Below are 20,854 nucleotides of genomic sequence, written 5' to 3'. Positions count from 1 at the left end.
CGGGCGCAGGGGCCTGCCGGGAGGGGCCGTCGACCCGTGGGAGCTCCTCGGTGGGGACGTCGTCGGAGACGGGCAGGATCGACCAGGGGTCGTCGGTGGCGCGGCGGGCGGGGTCCGGCGTCGCGGCGGGACCGTCGCTCACCGCTGCAGCACCGTGGCGGTGACCCGCTGCCAGCCCTCGAGCACCCGCGACACGGCGCTGCGCTCCCGCGGCGGCTCGTGCGGCAGCTCAGCGACCGCGCGGGCGACGACGTCGGCCGGGGCGTCGGTGCTCACGGTGAGCACCCGCTCCCCGCTCTGCCAGGCCAGCGTGGTCGGCACGGTCTGCTCGCTGCGCCAGACCCGCGCCGCCTCGTCCCACTCGTAGCCGGACGCCGGCGCACCCAGCTCCCCGGACTGCTCGGCCACGTCGAGGACGTGCACCCCGTCGCTGTAGGTGGCGTGCAGCACCCCGTCGGGGGTGGCGCGCAGGTGCACCAGCGGCAGCCCGCCCAGCGTCTCGTGGCAGGACCAGCCCTGGGCGGTCAGCCGGTCGGCGTCGGCCACCGGCAGCGCCCCGGCGCTGCTGAAGGCGGCCAGCCCGGGTGCCAGCCGGGCGTCGAAGGTGCTGGCCCCGATCTGCAGCTGCGTGTAGCCCACCGACTCCCGGACCTCGCCGGTCTCGTCATAGCGCTGGGCCTGCAGCACCAGCCCCGAGTCCTCGTCGACCCACCACCGGGCCACCAGCCGGCCCCGGTCGCGGGCGTCCACCACGGTGGCCGACCGGCCGGCGACCTCGGCCGCGCCGAGGTGGCCGGTGAGCTGGTGCTCCCGGCCGAGCAGCTCCGGGGAGATGGTCGCCTCCGGCAGCGGCATCGAGCCCTCGCCGACCTGACGGTCGGCGGCGTCGTGCACCCGCACCTGGGCGCTCTGCCCGGGCTGCACCACCACGTCGACGCTGGCCCGCACGCTGCGGCCGGCGTCGCGGAACCAGACCTGCTGGGTGCCGGTTCGGCCGAGCACGGACCCGGCGACGGCGCTGTTGCGCAGCACCACCAGGGACTCCTCGTGGCTGAGCTCGCTGCGCCGGACGACCTCGCCGACCGCGGGCGCGGCCCCGCCACCGAGCTCGCCGCGTCCGCCCGGGGTGGTGAGCAGCACCGCCGCCAGCCCCTCCGGGACCAGCGGCACCTCGGTCAGCGCCACCCCGAACGAGGCGTCGGTGCCCTCGTCGGCCAGGTCGACCCGGCGCACCTCGTCGGGTGCGGCGGTCCAGCCGACGGTGGTGAAGGCGATGAGCAGCACCGAGGCCAGCACGCCGGCCGCGCCGAGGCGGCGGCGCAGCACCCGGTGGGTCATGGGCAGCGCGGCCGGCTGGCGCGGCTGGTCGAAGGGCCGGGTCCACAGCGGGACCGAGGCCTGCTCGCCGGCGATCCCCACCAGCCGGCGGGAGAGGTCGTCGGGGGCGCTGCCGCCGGCCAGCCGGCTGGAGCCCAGCAGGTCGCGGACCCGTCGGAGGGACTCCGCCTCGGCGCGGCAGGCGTCGCAGCCGGTGAGGTGGGTGAGCAGCCGCTCGCGCGTGGCGTCGCCGAGCGCGCCGTCGACGAGCGCCGACAGCTGGTCGGGACGGGTGCCGCAGGGACGGCGAGCGGGCAGGGCCATCAGGTGACGGCCCCCCGGACCCGGTCGACCGACTCCGGCACCCCGCGGTAGCGCTCGCGCCCGGCCAGCGGGCTGCGGTGGGCCAGCGCGGCGCGCAGCTGCGCCCGGCCCCGGTGGATGCGGCTGCGCACGGTGCCCAGCTTGGTGTCCAGCACCTGCGCGACCTCCTCGTAGCTCAGCCCCTCGATGTCGCAGAGCACGACCGCGGCCCGGAACTCCGGGGACAGCGCGTCCAGCGCGGCGGCGACGTCGTGGTCGAGGTTGAGGTCGTCGACCTGCTCGGCCGGCGCGGCCTCGCGGGAGACCAGCCGCTCGGCGGTGCCGTCGGCGAACCCGTCGAAGCGGATCCGCTGCTTGCGGCGGGCCTGGTCGAGGAAGAGGTTGGTGGTGATGCGGTGCAGCCAGCCCTCGAAGGTGCCGGGCTGGAAGGTGTGCAGGGAGCGGAACACCCGGACGAAGACGTCCTGGGTGAGGTCCTCGGCGTCGTGCGGGTCACCGGTGAGGCGGTAGGCCAGCCGGTAGACGCGGGCGGAGTGCTCGGCGACGACCTGCTCCCAGCTCGGCGGCGTCCACCCGGTCTCGGGGGCCTGCGCGGGCGGCTCGGGGGCCTCGGCGGGGCGCCGGCGGCTCGTGCCGCGGGACCGGATCGGAGACCATGCCGCCATGTCGTGCACCCCTTCCAACCAGCTCGCGCCGCGCGAGTGGACCACCACCGTGGACCACCCACCTGTGCCGGACCTGTGAGCCGGCTGTCCACCGGCCCGGTCCGCGCACCAGTGTAGGTGCTGGCACCGTCCCCCGGGCCCGTCGACGGCGGCACGCCCGCCGCCCGCGGAGCCCTCAGCGGTCGACGACCAGCCGCATCCCGGTGTGGCCGAGGGAGGAGTCGTCGGTGACCGACGTGCGCGCTGCGACCCGGTACCGGTTGCAGTAGGAGCGGTGGCACAGGTAGGAGCCGCCGCGGACCACCCGGGTCACACCGAACCGCGGTCCCTGGGGGTCGACGCGGGTGGCCGGCTTGTCGTGGCGGTGGTAGGTGGCCGAGAAGCGGTCGGAGGTCCACTCCCAGACGTTGCCCGAGGTGTTGTACAACCCGTAGCCGTTGGGCTGGTAGGCGTCCACCGGGGCGGTGCCGAGGTAGCCGTCCTCCCCGGTGTTCACCGTCGGGAAGGTGCCCTGCCAGATGTTGGTGCGGTGCTCCCCTCCCGGGGTCAGATCCTCCCCCCACGGGTAGGTGGCGCCCTCCAGACCGCCGCGGGCCGCGCGCTCCCACTCCGCCTCGGTGGGCAGCCGGCCTCCGCGCCATCGGGCGTAGGCGCGGGCGTCGTCGTAGGACAGGTGCACCACCGGGTGGTCGAGGACGTCCTCGACGTCGGAGCCCGGACCGCGCGGCGCCCGCCAGGTGGCCCCGCGCACCCCGCGCCACCACGGCGCACCGGGGACGCGGGCCTCCATCACGTGGTCGGCGGCGGCCGGGTGCACCAGCAGGTGGAAGACGAAGGACCAGCCGAACCGCTCGGCCTCGGTGCGGTAGCCGGTGGCCTCGACGAACTCGGCGAAGTCGGCGTTGGTGACGGCGTGCGCGGCGATCGCGAAGGCGCCGGTGGAGACGCGCCGGACCGGGCCCTCCCCGTCGGCGGGGAACACCTCCGCGGCTTCTGAGCCCATCCAGAACTCCCCCGCCGGGATCTCCACCAGCGGCGAGCGCGGGCTGGGGTCGACCGCACGGGCGGTGCCCCCTCCGGCCGGTGCGGCCGGGACGGGGTCGGCGGCGGGGGCGGTCGGCGTCCCCAGGCTCTGGCGGGTGGGGCCGCAGCAGCCCCCGGCGTCCTCGTGCATCAGCGGTCCGTGCTCAGAGCAGCCCGGCCCCGTCGAGCTGGCGCCAGAACGTGTCCAGCTCCTCCTCGGTGGCCTCGACCATCGGCGGGCGGACGCGTCCGACCGGACGGCCGAGCCGGCGCAGCACGCCCTTGACCATGGAGCAGCCCTGGGTGGCGAAGACGCCGGTGTAGACCGGCAGCAGCCGGCGGTGCAGGGCGAGCGCCCCGGCGACGTCGCCGGCCAGGTGCGCGCGGACCAGCTCGGCGGTCTGCGGTCCGCAGAAGTGGGTGGAGGTGCCGACCACGCCGACCCCGCCGACCGCCAGCATCGGCAGCGTCGCCGCGTCGTCGCCGCAGTAGTAGGCCAGCCCGGTCTCGGCCACCACGCGGGTGGTGGCGACCAGGTCGACCTTGGCGTCCTTGACCGCGACGATGCGCTCGTGCCGGCCCAGCTCGAGCAGGGTGGCGGTGCTGATCTCGGTGCCGGCCCGGTGCGGGATGTCGTAGAGCATCACCGGCAACGGGGTGCTGTCGGCCACCCGGGTGAAGTGCTCCAGCAGCGCGCGCTGCGGCGGCTTGGAGTAGTACGGCGTCACCACCAGCAGCCCGTGGGCGCCGGCGTCGGCGGCCTGCTCGGCCAGCTCGAGGGTGTGCCGGGTGTCGAAGGTGCCGACCCCGGACACCACGCTGGCCCGGTCGCCGACGGCCTCGACGACCGCCCGGACCAGCTCACGCTTCTCGGCGTCGGTGGTGGTCGGGCCCTCCCCGCCGGTGCCGTTGACCACCAGCCCGTCGTGCCCGCCCTCGTCGACCAGGTACCGGGCCAGCGCGACGGCGACGTCGAGGTCGAGCGAGCCGTCCTCGGCGAAGGGGGTGACCATTGCCGAGAGCACCCGTCCGAAGGGCGGCTCCATCAGCGGACCTCGCCGATGACGACCAGCGGGTCACCGTCGCGCACCACGTCGCCGGGCCGGGCGACCACCTCCAGGACGGTGCCGGCCCGCTCCGCCAGGACGGGGATCTCCATCTTCATCGACTCCAGCAGCACCACCTCGTCCTCGGCGGTGACGCTCTGCCCGACCGTCACGTGCACGCGCAGGACAGAGGCGACGAGCTCGGCGGACACGGTGTGGCTCATGCCCGGCATCGTAGGCCGTCACGACGGCCGGCGCCGCACCGGCGAAACCCGGCGCGCGTCCCGGCTGCGGGCGGTCGGGCGGGTCTAGGCTGTCGCGGGTGAACCAGTCGCCGCACGGTCCCACCGCCCCCACCCCCGACCTGTGGGCCTGGACCGAGACGTTCGTCCCCGAGCCGCCGCACGCCGCCGAGGCCCGGGCGTCCGCGGAGCAGGCCGGTGAGCCGACGGTCAGCCGCGGCGGCGCCGCCCTGCTCACCCTGCTGGCCCGCACCGTCGCGGCCCGGGCGGTCGTCGAGATCGGCTCCGGCGCCGGCGTGTCGGCCCTGGCGCTGTTCGCCGGGATGGCGCCGAACGGGATCCTCACCAGCGTCGACACCGAGGCCGAGCCGCAGGCCGACACCCGCCGCACCCTCCTGGCCGCCGGCATCGCCAGCAACCGGTTCCGGCTGATCTCCGGACGCGCGCTGGACGTCCTCCCCCGGCTCAGCGACGGCGGCTACGACCTGGTGCTCGTCAACGGCGACAAGCTGGAGTACGTCGAGTACATCGCCCAGGCCCAGCGGCTGCTGCGCAGCGGCGGGCTGGTGGTGGTGGAGGGCGTGCTGCTGGGCGGGCGCACCGCCGACGCCAGCAACGAGGACGACGAGACCATCGTCGTCCGCGAGGCGCTGGAGGCGGTCGCCGAGGCCGAGGACCTCACCTACTCGCTGCTGCCGGTCGGCGACGGCGTGCTGGTCGCGGTCAAGCACTGACCCGGGAGAGGCCCGCGCGGCTGGGTAAGGCTGCTGGCATGACCGCTCCGCTGACCCTCGTCGCTGGCGCCTCCCGTGGCCTCGGCTTCCTCATCGCCCGCGAGCTGCTCCAGCGCGGGCACCGCGTCGTGCTCTGCGCCCGCGACCCCGACGGCGTGCAGAGCGCCGTCGAACGGCTGTCCGAGCACGGCGAGGTGCACGGGGACACCTGCGACGTCGCCGACCGCGCCGACGTCGAACGGCTGATCTCCTCCGTCGAGGCTGCGCACGGCCCGCTGGACGCGCTGTTCTGCGTGGCCGGAGTGATCCAGGTCGGCCCGGCGGAGGAGATGACGCTGGAGCACTTCGACACCGCGATCGACATCATGCTGCGCGGCCCGCTGCACCTGGTCTGGACGGCGCTGCCGGGGATGCGGGAGCGGCGTCGGGGCCGGATCGGCGTGGTGACCTCGGTGGGCGGGGTGGTCGCTCCCCCGCACCTGCTGCCCTACGCGACCGCCAAGTTCGGCGCGCTGGGGTTCGCCGAGGGGCTGGCCGCCGAGCTCGCCGGCAGCGGCGTGACCGCCACCGCGGTGGTCCCCGGCCTGATGCGCACCGGCTCCCACGAGGAGGCCCTCTTCACCGGCGACCAGGCGCTGGAGTACGACTGGTTCGCCCCGGCGGCCTCGCTGCCGCTGCTGTCCACCAGCGCCGAGCGCGCGGCGGCCCGGATCGTCGCCGGCGTGCTGGCCGGCCGGGCCCGGATCGTGCTGACCCCGGCCGCCTCGCTCGCCCAGCGGGTGCACGGCATCGCCCCCGGGCTCACCACCCGGGCGATGGGGCTGGTCTCCCGGCTGCTGCCCGACGCCGCCGACGGGCCGACCGGCACCGTCCCCGGGCACGAGGCCGAGCGCCGCTCGTCCTCCCGCCTGGTCAAGGTGCTGACCACCCTGGGCCGGCGCGCGGCCGACCGCTACAACACCCGGGCGCACCGCCGCTGAGGCACCGGCGTCCGGGCCGGCGGCTCAGGTCGCCGGCACCCGGACGTTCTTGCCGACCACGGTGATCCCGCCGTCGGAGACGGTGAACCCGCGGGCGCGGTCCTGCTCGTGGTCGACCCCGATCTCGGCACCGTCCTCGACCACCACGCCCTTGTCGAGGATGGCGTTGCGGACGACGGCGTTGCGGCCGACGGTGGTGCGGTCCAGCAGCACCGAGTGCTCGACATTGGCCCACTTGTCCACCCGCACCCGCGGGGAGAGCACCGAGGAGTCGACGTCGCCGCCGGAGATGATGCAGCCCGGGCTGACGATGGAGTCCTCGGCCGTCCCGCGCAGCACGAACTTCGCCCCCGGGGCCTGCGGGGCGTTGGTGAAGATCGGCCACTCCTCGTTGTAGAGGCTGAAGGCCGGGCGCACCGAGACCAGGTCCATGTGGGCGTGGTGGTAGGCGTCGATCGTCCCCACGTCGCGCCAGTAGCCGCGCTCGGACTCGCTGGTGCCGGGGACGGTGTTGTGGGTGAAGTCGTACACCTGGGCCTGCTCGCGCTCGACGAAGTAGGGCACGATGTCGCCGCCCATGTCGTGGCGCGAGGACGGGTTGGCCGCGTCCTCGCGGAGCGCGGTCTGCAGCGCGGAGCGGGTGAAGATGTAGTTGCCCATCGAGGCGTAGGACTCCTCGGGGCTGTCCAGCAGCCCCGGCGGGTCGGCCGGCTTCTCCAGGAAGCTGCTGATCCGCGCCGACGCGTCGGCGTCGATGATGCCGAAGGCGCTGGCCTCCGAACGGGGGACGCGCAGCCCGGCCACCGTGCAGGCCAGCCCGGACTCGATGTGGGCGTTGAGCATCTGGCCGATGTCCATCCGGTAGATGTTGTCGGCGCCGAAGACGACGATGTAGTCGGGGTCGGCGTCGATCACCAGGTTCATCGACTGGTAGAGCGCGTCCGCGCTGCCCAGGTACCAGCGCGGGCCGAGCCGCTGCTGGGCCGGCACCGGGGTGACGAAGTCGCCGAGCATGGTCGCCATCCGCCAGGTCTGGGAGATGTGCCGGTCCAGGGAGTGCGACTTGTACTGGGTGAGCACCGCGATCCGGTGCAGGCCGCTGTTGGCGAGGTTCGACAGCACGAAGTCGATCAGCCGGTAGGTCCCGCCGAACGGCACGGCCGGCTTGGCCCGGTCCACCGTGAGTGGCATCAGCCGCTTGCCCTCGCCACCGGCCAGCACCATCGAGAGGACCTTGGGACGCGACATGCCCCGAACCTAGACCGCGGTGGTACGACGCGACAACGCGGCCCGCCGCCCGTCTCACCCCGCCCGTGGCGCGGCCGTGCGGGACCGCGCCCCGGCGACGCCGGACCGCTGTGCCACGATGCCGCCATGAGCAGCGTGACGGACCGGCTGTCGGTCTCGGTCCTCACCCGGGAGTACCCCCCGAGCGTCTACGGCGGCGCCGGGGTGCACGTCGCCCAGCTGGTCCCCCAGCTGCGCCGGTTGTGCGAGGTGGAGGTGCACTGCACCGGCGAGCCGCGCGAGGGGGCGACGGCCCACCCCGAGACGTTCCCGGCCGGGGCCAACGCGGCGTTGCGGGTGTTCGGCGCCGACCTGTCGATGGCGGCCGCGATCGGGCCGGTGGACCTGCTGCACTCCCACACCTGGTACGCCAACCTGGCCGGCCACCTCGGCTCGCTGCTGCACGACGTGGCGCACGTGGTGACCGCGCACTCCCTCGAACCGCACCGGCCGTGGAAGGCCGAGCAGCTGGGTGGCGGGTACCGGTTGTCGTCGTGGGCGGAGCGGACGGCCTACGAGGCCGCCGACGGTGTGATCGCGGTGAGCGCCGGGATGCGGCGTGACGTGCTGGTCTCCTACACCGACCTCGACCCGGACAAGGTGCACGTGGTGCGCAACGGGATCGACCCCGAGGAGTTCCGGCCCGACCCCGGCACCGACGTGGTCCGCGGGCTCGGCATCGACCCGGACCGTCCGTCGGTGGTCTTCGTGGGCCGGATCACCCGGCAGAAGGGGCTCATCCACCTGGTCCGGGCGGCCGAGCAGCTGGACGCCGGCACCCAGCTGGTGCTGCTGGCCGGGGCTCCCGACACCCCCGAGATCGGCCGCCAGCTCGAGGAGGCGTTCGAGGCGCTGCGGCGGCGCCGCGGCGACGTCATCTGGGTGCAGGAGATGCTCCCGCGCGCCAGCGTCCGGCAGGTGCTCACCGCCGCCACCGTCTTCGCCTGCCCGTCGGTGTACGAGCCCCTGGGCATCGTCAACCTGGAGGCGATGGCCTGCGAGACGGCGGTGGTGGCCAGCGCGGTCGGCGGCATCCCGGAGGTGGTGGTCGACGGCGAGACCGGGCTGCTGGTGCCCTACGACGCCGCCCGGGCCGACGACCCGGCCGCGGTGGCGGAGTTCGAGACGGCCTTCGCGGCCCGGCTGAACGAGCTGGTCGCCGACCCGGAGCGGGCCGACCGGATGGGCCGGGCGGGCCGGCAGCGCTGCCTGGAGCACTTCAGCTGGGAGCGGATCGCCGCCGAGACGGTCGCGGTGTACCGGGCGGCGCTGGAGCGCCGGGCCGGGTAGCCGGAGCAACGAGTGGGTGTGGCAACGGCGAGGAGGAGTTCGGACGACGCCGAAGCGGGGCGGAGGCGTGGCTGACGGTGACGGTGTGGGTGATCAGGTGTTCCCTTCAAGACACTCGGTCGACCTTGGTTCACGGTGAACGGAACCGGCAGCTCGGAACGTTCGGGGTATCGGTGTGGATCTGAGCGCCGCCGTCGATGTCCGGCTTCCCGACGACACCCCGGCCCGGCGTAGCGGTGTGCCCCCCGACCCTCACACCAGGCGTCCACTACGCCGACGCACGACGCCGTTGCAGTGACCCGAGGTGAGGAAGGGACTGAACCGCGCACCAGAGTCACCGGCGCGGGGAGCAGGGGTAGGGTCCGGTCCATGGACATGCTGGGTGGCAGTCAGATCGCTGAGGCAGGCCTGACCGACTGGCGCAAGCTGGCCCAGGGACTCCATGCCCGTTACCTGGTCGGAGACTTCCGTGCCGCGGTGCGCTTCGTGACCGCAATCGCCGAGGCCGGCGCCGCGATCGGGCACCATCCGCTGGTGGCAATCGGCCCGGGCTACGTCCACCTCGAGCTGGTCAGCAACGACGCCATCTACCGCGAGGCCGACGGCACTGAGCACGTCGTGGAGTGGGTGACCCAGCGGGACGTCGACCTCGCACGACAGATCACCGAGATCGCCGCCGACCACGAGCTCGTGGCGGACCCGGCCTCGGTGAGCGTCCTCGAGCTCGGCCTCGACACGGCCCGCTCCGCGACCATCGCCCCGGTGTGGGCCGCCCTGCTGACCGGGCGACCGGAGGCCCAGGGCCACGGGTCGCCCAGCGACGAGGTCCGCGACCCCCTGGGACGCGTCCCCAACCTGTGGTTCGGGGACACCGACGAGCACGACGACGACCCTCGTCAGCGCTTCCACGTCGAGGTCTACGTCGCACCCGAGGTGGCCGAGCAGCGCATCGCCGCCGCGCTCGCCGCAGGCGGTACCGTCGTCGACGGGAGCGGCGCACCAGGGCTCACCGTGATCGCCGACCAGGACGGCAACACCGGCATCGTGTGCGTCGACACCTCCGCGGTGAAGAAGAGCTGACCGCGATCGCGGTTGCAGAGCGGCCGCGCCGGAGGTGGCAACGGCCTGCGACGGCCGCATGTTCGCGGTCATCGACTCAGCGGCCAGATCGACCCCGAGGGTCCTTCCACCGCTCCGAGTAGCCATCCCGGCCCAGCGCCCGGACGGCGGGGCCGGGCACGACGACGGCCGGCGCCCCGGTCGTCCTGGGTGCGCCGGCCGTCGGTGCGGTCGGAGGGGTGCGGGCACCCCGTCGGGGGTCGGCGTCAGCCGACCACACCCTGCAGCGCGCCGGCCAGCTCCTCGGCCTCCTGGGCGTTGAGCTCCACGACGAGTCGACCGCCACCCTCGAGCGGGACCCGCATCACGATGCCCCGGCCCTCCTTCGTGACCTCCATGGGACCGTCGCCGGTGCGGGGCTTCATTGCAGCCATGCCAACCTCATCTCTGTTCGTGGGACGGAGCCATTATCCCGTACGGGGAGACCTGCGTCATACCGACACCCGCCCGGCCAGCTCCGAGAGCGAGCGCAGGCTGCCGCGCAGACCGATGCGCAGCGCGGGCCCGGAGAGCGGCGCGAGCGCCACCGCGGGGGCCGGGCCGGAGACCTCCTCGAGGCTGGTGATGCAGGTGCCCTCGCCGTCGCTGACCAGCGTGAACCGGCCCAGCCCGCGGAAGACCGGGCCCAGGTGCTCGACCTCCAGCAGGTAGCCCGGCACCGAGCGGGTGACCCGCATCCGGTCCACCAGCCCGTGCCGACGGACACCCCAGCCGGGCCGGCTGACGGCCTCGACCAGGTCACCGACCCGCGACCCGTCGCCCTCCAGCACCCGGACGCTGGTCAGCGGGATCCAGCGGTGCTGGCCCTCCCAGTCGCTGAGCACCGACCAGACCTGCTCGGGCCGGGCCGGGCTGCGGTGCTGGACCTCCAACCGGTACGCCATGGTCATCTCCCCGGCTCGACGTGGCAGTCGACGAGGTGGTCGTCGACCAGGCCGACGGCCTGCATCAGCGCGTAGGCCGTGGTGGGGCCGACGAAGCGCAGACCGAGACCCTTCAGCTCCCGCGACAGCTGCTTGGAGCGGACGGTCTGGGCCGGCACCTCGGCGAGCGTGGCCGGTCGCGGACGGTCCGGCTCGGCGAAGGAGAGCACGGTCTCGGCGAAGCGCTCCCCCGCCGCCACCACCGCGCGGGCGTTGTCGACGGCCGCCTCGATCTTCAGCCGGTTCCGCACGATCCGGGCGTCGGCCAGCAGCCGGGCCACGTCGTCGGCGTCGAAGGCGGCCACCTTCTCGGGGTCGAAGCCGGCGAAGGCGTCCCGGAAGCCCTCGCGCTTGCGCAGGATGGTCAGCCAGCTGAGCCCGGACTGGAACGCCTCCAGGGTCAGCCGCTCGTACAAGCCGCTGGTGCTGGTGACCGGACGCCCCCACTCCTCGTCGTGGTAGCGCACGTAGTCGGGGGTGGACAGACCCCACGGGCAGCGCAGCAGGCCGTCCTCGCCGCGGACGGCCCCGGAGGCGGTCACCTCCACGGCCGCTCGGCGTCCTGGGGCACCAGACCGGGCTGAGAGGGCGGTGCGGGCTGGGAGAGCGGTGGGGTCTGGGACCCCGGGCCGGACGGCGCCCGCCGGGCCAGCGTCTCCTCCAGCTCGGCGATCCGGGCGTCGCGCCGGTCCAGCTCGCGGGCGAGCCGGTCGACCACCTCGTCCACCTGGTCCATCCGGTAGCCGCGCAGCGCGGTGGAGAACCGCAGGGCATCGAGGTCGGCACCCGACCAGTGACGGTCCGGCAGCGCCGGGGTGAAGGTGTCGCGCACCGGCTCCTCGGCCATGCCGCCGAACCGGCCCGCAGCGGCGACCGCGCCGACGGCGAGCACGCCGACGGCCACCACCAGCAGCACCCACTCCATGGCGGTGATCGTAGCCACCACCGGTCGGCACCGGGTGAGGGCTCTCCCCGGTCGCCTACCCTGGCGCGGTGAGCACGAGCACCTGGACCGTCACCGGCATGACCTGCGAGCACTGCGTCGCCTCCGTCACCGAGGAGGTCGGCGAGCTCCCCGGCGTCCGCTCGGTCGACGTCGACCTGGCCTCGGGTCAGGTCCGGATCAGCAGCGAGGCGCCGCTGCCGCGCGAGCAGGTGGCCGCCGCCGTCGAGGAGGCCGGCTACACCCTCGGCTGACCGGTCCTCACCGAGCCGCTGCGGCCTCACCCGGGTCGAGGGCCCGACGGTAGGCCTGCGGGCTGATCCCCCGCGCCGTCTTGAACACGGTGCTGAGCGCCGAGCCGTCGCTGTAGCCGACCCGCCTGGCGATCGCGTCGAGGGTGAGCTCCGGCTCGAGCAGCAGCTCGGCCGCCCGGGTGAGCCGCCACTCCCGCAGGTAGCTCATCGGTGGGACACCGACGGTCTCGGTGAAGCAGCGGGCCAGTGCGGAGCGGGAGGTGCCCACCGCGGCCGCCAGACCGGCCACCGTCCAGGCCCGCTCGGGGTGCTCCTACAGCAGCCGCAGTGCGGGGCCGGCCACCGGGTGCAGCGAGGCGGCGTACCAGCCCGGGACCTCGGCCCCCTGCCGGGCGAACCAGGCCCGGACCACCGAGACCAGCAGCAGGTCGAGCAGCCGGTCGAGGACGGCCTGCTGCCCGAGCTCGTCGCGGCCGATCTCCTCGGCCAGCAGCGGCACCAGCGGTGAGCTCCAGGTCGACGGCTCGAGCACCAGCAGCGCCGGCAGCGCTTCGACGACGCGGCCGCTGATCTCGCCGCGGAGGTGGTAGCAGCCCAGCAGCAGCACCGTGGACCCGTCCGGGTCGTTGCCCCAGGTGCGGGTGCCCAGCCGCAGCCGGTCGGCCAGGTCGGTGCCGTCCGGGTCGGTCCGGCGCCCGCCCGGCCCGCAGACGACCTGCGGCGCCAGCCCCGGCTCGCTGGACAGGGTGACCGGGTCACGTCCGCGGGCCACCGCCACCGACCCGGCGGGCACCTCGCGCGTCGCGCCGCCGGGCGACTCCACCCACACCGTGCCGGTGAGGACCGCGACCAGCCCGAGCGGTGTGCCGTCGTCCATCCGCAGCGACCACGGCGGCTCCATCACCGTCCGGAAGAGGAAGGCCCCGCGACCCCGTGGCCCATCGAGGAGGTTCGCCAACGCGTCCACCTCCACGAGCCTAGGACGACCGAGCACGCGAGCGGGACGGCCGGCCCTTCCGCGTGGGGTGGGGACCGGCGGTTGGCTCGGTCCATGACGATCTCTCCTCCATCAGACCGCACCGTCCACCAGCCGGTGCCGACCGGCGAGTTCACCGCCGGGCTGACCGCAGCCGGCGTACCGGCCGAGCTGGTCGCCGTGCTGGCCGAGCTCTTCGACGAGCTACGCAGCGGCCGGAACGCGACACCGACCGACGTGCGCAGGGCCACCGGCCGGCCGCCCCGGAGCCTCGCCGACGTCCTCGCCACCGCCGCAGCGGATCCGGCTCCGGCACCCGGGCGGTGAGGACGGTGCGCACCGTGGTGATGACCGGCGGCACGTCGGGCCTGGGCGCGGTCGCCGCGCAGCGGCTGACCCGCGAGGGCGGTGTCCGGCTGCTGCTGGGCGCCCGGCGCGAGACCGCCGGAGCGGAGACGTCCCCGCTGCACCTCGACCAGCTGGCCTCGGTGCGGGAGTTCGCGGATGCTGTGCACCGCTGGTTGGACGGGGCCGCCCTCGACGGGCTCGTGCTCAACGCCGGGACGCTGCGGGCCGACGCCGACGGCCGGACCGTCGACGGCGTCGAGACCACCTTCGCGGTCAACCACCTGGCCCACCACCTGCTGCTCCGCCTCCTGCTGCCGGCCCTGTCGACCCGGGCGGTGGCGGTGCTGACCACCAGCGGCACCCACGACCCTGCCACCGGTGCCGGACTGCCACCGCCCCGGCACGCCGACGCCGGGCTGCTGGCGCACCCGGAGCGGGACCCCGGCCGCGAGAGGAGCCCGCGCCGGGCGGGCCAGCACGCCTACACCGCGTCCAAGCTGTGCGCCCTGCTCACCGTCCGCAGGCTGACCCACCTCCCGGGTGGCCCGCCCACGGCGATCGCGTTCTGCCCCGGGCAGGTCTTCGGCACCGGGCTGGCCGGGCAGCTTCCGCTGCGGTCGCGGGTGGCCTGGTCCGTCCTCGGCCACCCGCTGCTGCGGCGGCCGCTGCGCAGGCTCGAGCCCGCCCTCAACGGTGCCGAGGAGGCCGGTGCGGCACTGGCCGACCTCACGCTGGGCCGCCTCACCCCACCACCTGGCCGCTGCTACGCCGCGCTGCGTTCCGGTGTCCTCAGCTGGCCCGACCCGTCCGCTCCGGCCCGCGACGACCAGCTCGCGCAGGCGCTGTGGGACGACAGCGATCGCCTCGTGGGGTACCGGTCCTGAGCCGCGCTCAGGACTCGGTCTCGGCGGTGCCGGCCCGTTCGGTCAGCCGCGGGACGCGGTGGTTGACGATGATGTCGAGCGCCTCGTCGACGTCGTCGGTGAGCTGGAGCAGGTCGACGTCGCGGGGGCTGATGCAGCCCTCCTCGAGCAGCCGGTCGCGCACCCAGTCGACCAGGCCGCTCCAGTAGCGCGTGCCGAACAGCACCACCGGGAAGTTGGTGACCTTCTGGGTCTGCACCAGGGTGAGGGCCTCGAACAGCTCGTCCAGGGTGCCGAACCCGCCGGGCATCACCACGAAGCCCTGGGAGTACTTGACGAACATCGTCTTGCGGGCGAAGAAGTAGCGGAAGTTGATGCCGAGGGTGACGTGGTCGTTGAGGCTGCTCTCGAAGGGCAGCTCGATGCCGAGCCCGATCGAGGTGCCGCCGGCCTCGGCCGCGCCCTTGTTGGCCGCCTCCATGATCCCCGGTCCACCGCCGGTGATGACCGCGTAGCCGGCCCGCACCAGCCGGGCGGCGATCTCCTCCGCGGCGGCGTACATCGGGTGCTCGGCGCCCAGCCGGGCCGAGCCGAAGACCGAGATGGCCGGACCGGTCTCGGCCAGCGTCCCGAAGCCCTCGACGAACTCGGACTGGATCCGCAGCACCCGCCACGGGTCGGAGTGCACCCAGTCGGTCGCGCCGCGGCTGTCGAGCAGCCGCTGGTCGGTGGTGCTCTGGTCCTCCCGGCGCCGCTCCACCGGGCCCTGCCGGTGCCGGGAGACGGGCCGGGACTCCACCGGCGCGGGGCCGGTGGACGGGTTGCGCGGCTCGGGGGTGCTCACTGGCCCCTCCTGGGACGGTCTGCGGCGCTGCTGGTCACGCGCACACCCTAGGAGACACCCGCCGGGCTCGGGGACGGGCCATGATGGGCCCATGCCTGCCCAGGGTCAGCAGATCACCGTCGACGGCCGCACGCTGAGGCTGACCAACCTGGACAAGGTGCTGTTCGCCGAGACCGGCGCCACGAAGGGCGAGATGCTGCACTACTACAGCGAGATCGCCCCGCTGCTGCTGCCCCAGCTGCGGCGGCGTCCGTGCACCCGCAAGCGCTGGCCCGAGGGCGCCGGCGGCAGCGGGCGCGAGCTGGTGTTCTTCACCAAGAACCTCGACTCGGGGACGCCGGACTGGGTGCCGCGGGTGCGGGTCGAGCACTCCGACCGCCCGGTCGACTACCCGGTGGTGGCCGACGTCGCCACGCTGACCTGGCTGGCCCAGCTCGCCGCCGTCGAGCTGCACGTGCCGCAGTGGCGTTTCGACGACGACGACACCCCCGGCCACCCCGACCGCCTGGTGCTCGACCTCGACCCCGGCCCCGGCGTGGGGCTCACCGAGTGCGCGCTGGTGGCCCGCAGCGCCCGCGACCTGCTGGCCGAGATCGGGCTCTCCTCGGTGCCGGTCACCAGCGGCAGCAAGGGCATCCACCTCTACGCCGCCCTGGACGGCGAGCGGACCAGCGACGAGGCGAGCGACCTGGCCCGCCAGATCGCCGGTGTGCTGCAGAAGATGCACCCCGACCTCGTCATCGCGGTGATGCGCCGCAGCGAACGGGTCGGCAAGGTGTTCATCGACTGGAGCCAGAACAACGCCGCGAAGACCACCATCGCGCCCTACTCGCTGCGCGGCCGCGGACGCCCGCGGGTGGCCGCCCCGCGCACCTGGGAGGAGCTGGACGACCCCGACCTCACCCAGCTCGAGCTGGCCGAGGTGCTCGAGCGGGCCGCCACGATGGACGACCCGATGGCCGCCCTCCTCGACGAGCGCCCGACCCGACCCCAGCGCCCGAGCCGACCCCAGCGCCCTGAGCCTGTCGAAGGGCGATCCTCTGGCCGTCCGACCCGACCCCAGCGCCCGAGCCGACCCCAGCGCCCTGAGCCTGTCGAAGGGCGATCCCCCGACCCCACCGCCGACACCGAGCAAGCACCCTCCCCGCTGCCGGCCCTCTCCCCCATGATGGCCACCTCCCCCCGCGGCCGCACCGCCGCGTTCACCGAGACCGGCGACTGGGTCTTCGAGATGAAGTGGGACGGTGTCCGGGCGGTCGTCGCGGTGGACGCCGACGGCGCTCAGCTGACCTCGCGGCGTGGCCTGGCGATGAGCGCCACCTACCCCGAGCTGGCCCGCGACCTGGCGGCGCTGGCGGGACGCCGGGTGGTGCTCGACGGCGAGGTGGTCGCCCTCGACGAGCAGGGACGTCCCAGCTTCGAGCGGCTGCAGCACCGGATCAACCTCACCCGCCCCTCCGACATCACCCGGGCGATGACGTCCACGCCGGTCCAGCTGCTGCTGTTCGACCTGCTGGTGCTCGACGGCGAGCCGGTGGTCGACCGGCCGCTGGAGGAGCGGCGCACCGCGCTGGAGGAGCTGGTGCAGGGCACGGCGGGCCTGGGCGCCCGGGTGCAGGTGCCGCCGGTGCTCGGGCAGGACTTCGACACCGCCATGGAGGTGAGCCGCGGCCTCGGCGGGGAGGGGCTGGTGGCCAAGCGCTGCGGCTCGCGCTACACCCCCGGGGTCCGCTCCGAGCAGTGGCTGAAGGTGAAGAACATCCGTACCCAGGACGTCGTCGTGGTCGGCTGGACCGAGGGCCGCAACGGCCGCACCGGCGAGATCGGCGCCCTGGTGCTGGCCGTGCAGGGCGAGGACGGGCTGCACTACGTCGGCAAGGTGGGCAGCGGGTTCAGCCAGCGCTCGCTGCGGGAGGCGGCCGGCCTGCTCGAGCCACTGGCCCGCTCCGACGCACCGGTGGGCGACATCCCCCGCGCCGACGCAGCCGGGGTGCACTGGGTGGATCCGCTGCTGGTCGGCGAGGTGCACTACATGGACTGGACCGACGTCCGGCGGCTGCGCCACCCCACCTGGCGGGGGTGGCGGCCCGACGTGCTGCCCGAGGACGTCCGTGCCGAGCAGCCCCTCCCCTGACGCCCGCTCACCACAGCGCCGCCACCAGCCGCCCGAACAGCTCCTCGGCGTCGACGTCCAGACCGCGGCGACCGAACCAGTCGCCGACGTTGCGGCAGTCCCGGTGCAACAGCTCCATGCCGTTGGGGTTGACGGTGACGTCGACCACCTGCGGCAGGTCGATGACGACGACCCGCGAGCCGGCCAGCAGCAGGTTGAAGGGCGAGAGGTCACCGTGGGCCAGTCCGAGGGAGGCCATCCGCTCCATCGCGTCGACGACCTGGTCGTACCAGCTCCGCAGCTCCTCCGAGGTGCCGCGGCAGTCGGCCAGCCGCGGCGCGGCCTCCCCGTCGACCGCGATGTACTCCATCAGGATCTCGGTGCCGTCGACCTGCACCGGGTACGGCACGCCGACCCCCGCCTGCCACAGCCGGACCAGGGTGTCCCACTCGGCCTGGGCCCACTGCCCGGCCGCGACGGCCCGTCCGTGGCTCGAGCGCCGGGCGAGCGCCCGGGCGTCCCGGCTGTTGCGGGTCCGCCGGCCCTCGGTGTAGACGGTCGAGCGCTGGAAGTCGCGCCGGTCGGCGTCGAGGTAGCGCTTGGCCACCAGCAGCGAGTCGCGGTCGGGGTCGCCGGGCACGGCCCGGCGCAGCAGGTGGCAGACGGCCTCCTTGCCGCTCTTGAGCACGCCGAGCTCGGTGTCGACCGCGGCGTCGGCCGTGACCACCCAGGAGGGGCGGGGTTCGGGGCCGCGGCTCAGCCGGGTGACCGAGGTCTAGGTGGACCAGCGGCCCTCGGGCGGGTCCTCGACGGTGACCCAGTCGACGGGACGGGGCGCGGCCTCAGCGGGATGCGGTTCGGCCGGGGTGTCCGGCCGGGAAGTGCGTTCGGGCACGGGTGGAGCTCTCCCAGTTCGGGTGGGGCACGCGGAGCGTGCACGTGGTGGTGGGCACTGCTCGACCTCCTCCCGGACTGGGCCCCCCGCGGGGCCCGGCACGGACAGCCTGACCGCACCGGCGGGTGGTGTCCACGGGTTTTCCTCCGCCCACCCCGGTTGACCCGCCGCCCGGCAGGATGAGGGCCGTGGACGAGCAGCAGCGGGCCTTCATCGAGACCTTCCGGCGCTTCATCGACGACGTCGTCCGCGAGCGGGTGGCCAGCCGGCTCACGCCGCTCGGGCAGCTGGTCGAGGAGCACCTGGGGACGGGGCTGGCCGAGCTGCCGGTGGTCAGCGAGCCGGTGCCCACCCACCGGCTGGTGGACGCCGACATCGCCCTGGAGGCGCTGGCCGCGGCCGACCCGCAGGCCCGGCTCGTCGGGGTGGATGCGGGGCGCGGGATGGCCTCGGAGTCGGTCTCGGAGCTGCTGAGCAGCACCCACACGATGGTCGAGCCCGGTGCGGTGGACTACACCGAGGTCGCCACCGGCCCGGACACCCAGCGCCAGGTGGTGGCGCTCGGGCTGCGGCTGTTCACCTTCGACTCCGCACCGGTGGCGGTGCTGCAGGCAGCGGCGAAGCCGCAGTACGGGATGGACAGCGCCCGGCTCGACGTGCTGGCGGCCGACCCGGCGGTGGCCGGGCGGCTGCTGGCCGAGGTGCGCCGGCTGATGCGCGAGCGGAGCGTGCTGCGCGGTCAGGTGGTGACCTTCGCCGACCACTCCTACGACGGCCGTCCGGCCGGGGCGACGTTCCTGGCCCGTCCGCGGATCGCCGAGTCCGAGATCGTGCTGCCCGACGGGGTCCTCGACCGCGTCGTCGCGCACGTCGTGGGCATCGGTGCGCACCGCGACGCCCTGCGCGCCGCCGGGCGCCACCTCAAGCGGGGCGTCCTGCTCTACGGACCTCCGGGCACCGGCAAGACCCACACCGTCCGCCACCTCATCTCCCGTACCGAGGGGACGACGGTGGTGCTGCTCACCGGGCCCGCCATCGCCCAGATCGGCGTCGCCACCGAGCTGGCCCGGGCGCTGCAGCCGGCGATGGTGGTGCTGGAGGACGTCGACCTCATCGCCCAGGACCGGGACCAGTACGGCCCCCAGCCGCTCCTGTTCGCCCTCCTCGACGCGCTCGACGGTCTCGAGGGTGACGCAGACGTGGCCTTCGTGATGACGACCAACCGGGTGGAGCTGCTCGAGCGCGCGCTCGCCGAGCGTCCCGGCCGGGTCGACCTGGCCGTCCCGGTCGACCTGCCCGACGCGGCGGCCCGGGTCCGGCTGTTCGCCCTCTACGCCGAGGGGCTGGGACTGGGCGCGGATGCGCTCGCCGCCGCGGCGGCCCGGGCCGAGGGGGTCACCGCCTCCTTCGCCAAGGAGCTGATGCGGCGGGTGGTGCTCCGTGCCGTCGAGCGCGGCGCCGAGCCCGACGACGACGACCTGGCGGCGGCCCTCGACCAGCTGCTGTCCGGCCAGGAGGAGCTGACCCGCTCGCTGCTCGGCGGCCGGCCGGGCTGAGCCGCCGGAGGCGCGGATCTCAGGACGTGAGCCAGCGCCGCAGGGCGTCGGCGCAGGTGCGGAGGTCGGCCACCGGGCAGAACTCGTCGTCGGCGTGGGCCTTGCTGGGGTTGCCGGGCCCGAAGTTGACCGCCGGGACGCCGAGGGCGGAGAAGCGGGCGACGTCGGTCCAGCCGAACTTCGCCTGCGGCTCCCCACCCACCGCGGCGAGGAACTGGGCGGCAGCCGGGCGGTCCAGCCCCGGGCGGGCGCCGGGTGAGAGATCGGTGACCTCGACCGGCAGCGGGGCGAAGAAGTCGGTGACGAAGTCCACCGCCTCGGCCTCGGTGCGGTCGGGGGCGAAGCGGAAGTTCACCTCGACCACGCACCGGTCGGGGATGACGTTGCCGGCGATGCCGCCGCTGATCCGCACCGCGTTGAGGCCCTCGTGGTAGCGCAGGCCCTCCACCTCGACCTGGCGCGGCTGGTAGTCCCGCAGCCGCTGCAGCACCTCCGCCGCGTCGTGCGCGGCGTTGTGGCCCATCCAGGCCCGGGCGGAGTGGGCGGCCGTGCCGGTGAGGGTGATCTCGACGCGCAGGGTGCCCTGGCAGCCGCCCTCGACCCGGGCGTTGGACGGCTCCCCCAGCACCGCGAAGGACCCCTCCAGCCACTCCGGGTGGGTCCGGGCGACCCGACCGAGCCCGTTCCGCTCGGCCTCGACCTCCTCGTTGTCGTAGAAGACCCAGGTGACGTCGCGGGTGGGCTCGGCGAGCTCGACCGCGAGCGCCAGCTGCACCGCCACCCCGCCCTTCATGTCGCAGGCGCCGCGGCCCCAGACCGCGTCCACGCCGTCGACCTCGCGACGCTGCGAGGGCAGGTTGCCGGCGACCGGCACGGTGTCGAGGTGCCCGGCGACCACCACCCGCTCGTCGCGCCCGAGCTGGGTGCGGGCCACCACGGTGTCGCCGTCGCGGAGCACCTCCAGGTGCCCGCAGCCGCGCAGCACCCGCTCCACCTCGTCGGCCAGCGGCCCCTCGGCCCCGCTCACCGACTCCAGGTCCATCAGCTGCTGCAGCAGGTCGGGCAGGTCGGCGCGGGGGTCGAGGCTCATGCCGCGACCCTAGGGCAGAGAA

General features: G+C 74.6%; 24 protein-coding genes. 9 read left to right on the top strand and 15 right to left on the bottom strand.

Annotated features, from left to right (window positions below):
* Positions 1–138 precede the first annotated feature (138 nt).
* The 5 genes from DVA66_RS01355 to DVA66_RS01335 form a co-directional block, all read right to left on the bottom strand.
* A complete protein-coding gene (locus DVA66_RS01355; protein ID WP_114558410.1) occupies positions 139–1,641 on the bottom strand; it encodes a sigma-E factor regulatory protein RseB domain-containing protein in 1,503 nt (500 codons plus the stop codon).
* Positions 1,641–2,306, bottom strand: a complete 666-nt coding sequence (gene sigE, locus DVA66_RS01350; RefSeq protein ID WP_114558416.1) for an RNA polymerase sigma factor SigE — start codon at positions 2,304–2,306, stop codon at positions 1,641–1,643. Before sigE ends, DVA66_RS01355 begins: the two co-directional genes overlap by 1 nt.
* Before the next feature lie 175 nt (positions 2,307–2,481).
* A complete protein-coding gene (locus tag DVA66_RS01345; protein ID WP_114558409.1) occupies positions 2,482–3,480 on the bottom strand; it encodes a formylglycine-generating enzyme family protein in 999 nt (332 codons plus the stop codon).
* Positions 3,481–3,493: 13 nt separating this feature from the next.
* The gene (gene dapA / locus DVA66_RS01340) at positions 3,494–4,378 is read right to left on the bottom strand and encodes a 4-hydroxy-tetrahydrodipicolinate synthase (RefSeq protein WP_198671382.1); all 885 of its coding nucleotides are present in this window, start codon (positions 4,376–4,378) and stop codon (positions 3,494–3,496) included.
* On the bottom strand, positions 4,375–4,599 hold the full coding sequence (locus DVA66_RS01335; RefSeq protein ID WP_114558407.1) for a biotin/lipoyl-binding carrier protein: 225 nt from the start codon (positions 4,597–4,599) through the stop codon (positions 4,375–4,377). The genes dapA and DVA66_RS01335 overlap by 4 nt, the downstream gene beginning before the upstream one ends.
* A 98-nt stretch (positions 4,600–4,697) precedes the next feature.
* Between DVA66_RS01335 and DVA66_RS01330 the strand changes: the two genes are divergently transcribed.
* Together DVA66_RS01330 and DVA66_RS01325 are read left to right on the top strand one after the other, a co-directional pair.
* A complete protein-coding gene (locus tag DVA66_RS01330; protein WP_114558406.1) occupies positions 4,698–5,351 on the top strand; it encodes an O-methyltransferase in 654 nt (217 codons plus the stop codon).
* 38 nt (positions 5,352–5,389) lie between these two features.
* Complete coding sequence (locus DVA66_RS01325) at positions 5,390–6,331, top strand: SDR family NAD(P)-dependent oxidoreductase (protein WP_114558405.1); 942 nt, start codon at positions 5,390–5,392, stop codon at positions 6,329–6,331.
* Between the two features lie 24 nt (positions 6,332–6,355).
* On the opposite strand, the gene glgC is transcribed toward DVA66_RS01325, so the two are convergent.
* The gene (glgC, locus tag DVA66_RS01320) at positions 6,356–7,579 is read right to left on the bottom strand and encodes a glucose-1-phosphate adenylyltransferase (protein ID WP_114558404.1); all 1,224 of its coding nucleotides are present in this window, start codon (positions 7,577–7,579) and stop codon (positions 6,356–6,358) included.
* Positions 7,580–7,726: 147 nt separating this feature from the next.
* Between glgC and glgA the strand changes: the two genes are divergently transcribed.
* Together glgA and DVA66_RS01310 are read left to right on the top strand one after the other, a co-directional pair.
* Positions 7,727–8,908, top strand: coding sequence for a glycogen synthase (gene glgA, locus DVA66_RS01315; RefSeq protein ID WP_114558415.1), 1,182 nt, complete (start codon positions 7,727–7,729; stop codon positions 8,906–8,908).
* 369 nt (positions 8,909–9,277) lie between these two features.
* The gene (locus DVA66_RS01310; RefSeq protein ID WP_114558403.1) at positions 9,278–9,988 is read left to right on the top strand and encodes a 4a-hydroxytetrahydrobiopterin dehydratase; all 711 of its coding nucleotides are present in this window, start codon (positions 9,278–9,280) and stop codon (positions 9,986–9,988) included.
* A 245-nt stretch (positions 9,989–10,233) separates the two neighbouring features.
* Here DVA66_RS01310 and DVA66_RS01300 read toward each other — a convergent pair whose 3' ends face one another.
* The 4 genes from DVA66_RS01300 to DVA66_RS01285 are packed head-to-tail and all read right to left on the bottom strand — an operon-like array spanning position 10,234 to position 11,875.
* On the bottom strand, positions 10,234–10,401 hold the full coding sequence (locus DVA66_RS01300) for a DUF3117 domain-containing protein (protein ID WP_114127609.1): 168 nt from the start codon (positions 10,399–10,401) through the stop codon (positions 10,234–10,236).
* Between the two features lie 57 nt (positions 10,402–10,458).
* On the bottom strand, positions 10,459–10,917 hold the full coding sequence (locus tag DVA66_RS01295; protein WP_114558401.1) for an SRPBCC family protein: 459 nt from the start codon (positions 10,915–10,917) through the stop codon (positions 10,459–10,461).
* Positions 10,914–11,498: a DNA-3-methyladenine glycosylase I gene (locus DVA66_RS01290; RefSeq protein ID WP_269801580.1), complete on the bottom strand. Its 585-nt coding sequence runs from the start codon at positions 11,496–11,498 to the stop codon at positions 10,914–10,916. Before DVA66_RS01290 ends, DVA66_RS01295 begins: the two co-directional genes overlap by 4 nt.
* The gene (locus DVA66_RS01285; RefSeq protein ID WP_114558400.1) at positions 11,489–11,875 is read right to left on the bottom strand and encodes a DivIVA domain-containing protein; all 387 of its coding nucleotides are present in this window, start codon (positions 11,873–11,875) and stop codon (positions 11,489–11,491) included. Before DVA66_RS01285 ends, DVA66_RS01290 begins: the two co-directional genes overlap by 10 nt.
* A 68-nt stretch (positions 11,876–11,943) precedes the next feature.
* On the opposite strand from DVA66_RS01285, the gene DVA66_RS01280 reads away from it, so the two are divergent.
* Positions 11,944–12,147, top strand: a complete 204-nt coding sequence (locus DVA66_RS01280; protein ID WP_114558399.1) for a heavy-metal-associated domain-containing protein — start codon at positions 11,944–11,946, stop codon at positions 12,145–12,147.
* 7 nt (positions 12,148–12,154) lie between these two features.
* On the opposite strand, the gene DVA66_RS21470 is transcribed toward DVA66_RS01280, so the two are convergent.
* Positions 12,155–12,436 (bottom strand): helix-turn-helix transcriptional regulator, encoded by a 282-nt coding sequence (locus tag DVA66_RS21470; protein WP_232821671.1) that lies wholly within the window; start codon positions 12,434–12,436, stop codon positions 12,155–12,157.
* A gap of 24 nt (positions 12,437–12,460) precedes the next feature.
* Positions 12,461–13,114: a cupin domain-containing protein gene (locus tag DVA66_RS01275; protein WP_232821670.1), complete on the bottom strand. Its 654-nt coding sequence runs from the start codon at positions 13,112–13,114 to the stop codon at positions 12,461–12,463.
* Positions 13,115–13,198: 84 nt separating this feature from the next.
* Here DVA66_RS01275 and DVA66_RS01270 point away from each other — a divergent pair, with 84 nt between their 5' ends.
* Together DVA66_RS01270 and DVA66_RS01265 are read left to right on the top strand one after the other, a co-directional pair.
* A complete protein-coding gene (locus DVA66_RS01270; RefSeq protein ID WP_157973763.1) occupies positions 13,199–13,450 on the top strand; it encodes a Rossmann-fold NAD(P)-binding domain-containing protein in 252 nt (83 codons plus the stop codon).
* Positions 13,451–13,455: 5 nt separating this feature from the next.
* Positions 13,456–14,355, top strand: coding sequence for an SDR family NAD(P)-dependent oxidoreductase (locus DVA66_RS01265; RefSeq protein WP_114558397.1), 900 nt, complete (start codon positions 13,456–13,458; stop codon positions 14,353–14,355).
* Positions 14,356–14,362: 7 nt separating this feature from the next.
* On the opposite strand, the gene DVA66_RS01260 is transcribed toward DVA66_RS01265, so the two are convergent.
* Complete coding sequence (locus DVA66_RS01260) at positions 14,363–15,178, bottom strand: LOG family protein (RefSeq protein ID WP_408608882.1); 816 nt, start codon at positions 15,176–15,178, stop codon at positions 14,363–14,365.
* A gap of 91 nt (positions 15,179–15,269) precedes the next feature.
* Between DVA66_RS01260 and ligD the strand changes: the two genes are divergently transcribed.
* Positions 15,270–17,312: a non-homologous end-joining DNA ligase gene (gene ligD, locus DVA66_RS01255; RefSeq protein ID WP_114558395.1), complete on the top strand. Its 2,043-nt coding sequence runs from the start codon at positions 15,270–15,272 to the stop codon at positions 17,310–17,312.
* 7 nt (positions 17,313–17,319) lie between these two features.
* On the opposite strand, the gene DVA66_RS01250 is transcribed toward ligD, so the two are convergent.
* Entirely contained in the window at positions 17,320–18,018 is a 699-nt protein-coding gene (locus DVA66_RS01250) for a serine protein kinase RIO (RefSeq protein WP_198671379.1), read from the bottom strand.
* A gap of 356 nt (positions 18,019–18,374) precedes the next feature.
* Here DVA66_RS01250 and DVA66_RS01245 point away from each other — a divergent pair, with 356 nt between their 5' ends.
* Positions 18,375–19,742: an AAA family ATPase gene (locus DVA66_RS01245; RefSeq protein ID WP_198671378.1), complete on the top strand. Its 1,368-nt coding sequence runs from the start codon at positions 18,375–18,377 to the stop codon at positions 19,740–19,742.
* A 19-nt stretch (positions 19,743–19,761) separates the two neighbouring features.
* Here the strand turns inward: DVA66_RS01245 and dapE are convergent, their stop codons facing one another.
* Positions 19,762–20,832 carry a succinyl-diaminopimelate desuccinylase gene (gene dapE, locus DVA66_RS01240; protein ID WP_114558393.1) on the bottom strand — a complete coding sequence of 357 codons (1,071 nt, stop codon included), beginning with the start codon at positions 20,830–20,832 and terminating at the stop codon, positions 19,762–19,764.
* Positions 20,833–20,854 lie beyond the last annotated feature (22 nt).

Source organism: Desertihabitans aurantiacus, from assembly GCF_003344635.1.
In the GTDB taxonomy this organism is placed as follows: Bacteria; Actinomycetota; Actinomycetes; order Propionibacteriales; family Propionibacteriaceae; genus Desertihabitans; species Desertihabitans aurantiacus.
The sequence above is the reverse complement of the archived record's forward strand: the minus strand, read 5'-3'. Positions and strand labels throughout refer to the sequence as shown.